This is a genomic window from Helicobacter rappini (genome assembly GCF_900198625.1).
Taxonomy (GTDB): Bacteria; Campylobacterota; Campylobacteria; order Campylobacterales; family Helicobacteraceae; genus Helicobacter_A; species Helicobacter_A rappini.
This window is the reverse complement of the sequence record NZ_FZPK01000026.1, coordinates 1-1,421: the sequence shown is the minus strand read 5'-3', so window position 1 is coordinate 1,421 and position 1,421 is coordinate 1. Positions and strand designations below refer to the sequence as shown.

Annotated in this window: 1 protein-coding gene; it reads right to left on the bottom strand. The window is 34.9% G+C overall.

Translation table 11 applies throughout. The features are described from left to right. A partial coding sequence (locus C6H17_RS06460) for a hypothetical protein (RefSeq protein WP_158655007.1) occupies positions 1 to 1,421 on the bottom strand: 1,421 nt, incomplete at both ends.

Here is a 1,421-nt window from a genome sequence, read left to right as displayed (position 1 = left end):
ATTTACATTGCCATTTGCTAACTTTTGAGTTTCATTTATAGCTTTATTACCGATATTGCTTAATCCATCAAGGTTAGCATTTTTAATCGTTTTTATAGCTTTCCCAGCACCCAACAAAGTAACATCAGCTACCGCACTAAGCAACATTGCTTCATTTGCCCTTTTTAATCCATAGTCTTTATTTATAAACCCTGTCTTAATAGCATTTACATGCTCATCAACAATAGCACCACCAGCAGAGCCAAACGCAGTGCCAACTATTCCAGCACCAAGTGCAGCAGTAGGATTTTTAGTTTTTTGATAAGTTCTAGTGCCAACTGCCATACCTGTTAAAATACCAGCAGTGATTTCATTCAAGCTATCGTGCATTCCGTGCAATATGCTTTCTAAAGCACCTTCACCGCCTACCAACTCGTATAAATCACCCCTTTTTACAACAACTTCCCCTTTTTTTGTGATTGCCACTTCATCTATATCTTTAAAGTTATCATCAAGCCTTAATATATCTGCTAAATCATTTATATATTGTTGTGCTAATTCTCTATTCTCATCAGGATTTTTAAAGAGATTTAATACAAATCTGCCATAATCATGCTGATTTTTCATTGTCATAGCTTTAGAGATTAACTCATTATTTGCAAACGCTTTAGCAGGAGATTTATCATAAGCTTCTTTTACTTTACTTAAAGACTTTTGATAAGTTTCCCATTTCTTATCTTTATCTTTAGAATCTGCTTTTATGTAATCTAGTAAAGCTTCCTTTGTTTCATGTCTGTATATCTTAAAAGCCTCTTGGCTTACTGCTAACTGCCCTTCAGTAATCCTAAACATTCTTACAAGCTCATCAGCTTCTGCCCCACGACCAACAACCTGCATACTAGCATTATTCTTTTGGTCTAATAGGTTAATATCTCTAAGCTTTGTTTCTGTTTTATTATCACCAAATCTAGTAGTAGCCCAATCATATATCCCTTCTAACGAATCTGCTGCACTATCCCAAGTGTAAGCCTTAGCAAATAGTGCCATAGCACGCAGGGTATCTGTATTCATATTTGCTTTGTCCCAAGCCTTATCAAATTCTTTCATTGTTTCATCGAAATAATTAGGCTTTTCAAACTCTGCTAATGCTTTAGAATAATTTTCTAAGCTATCCTTATTTTTCTCTGCATTTTGTGCTATTTGTTTATCTAGCATTTCTCTATTGCCAAGTAAATCTAGGGAAGTTCCAGCATGTATGCCTTTTTCATATTGTTCCCTTGAATTTACTTGTGAGCCTGTATCATATTTGCCATGCAAAGCCCAATCTGTCGTGCCATCAAGTATGCTTTTATCTTTTCTTTTTGCGTCATTTACCATTTGCATGTGAGTTAAATTGTATTCAGCAATGCTTCCATATTTGCCTGTATTTTTACTCTCTTTAT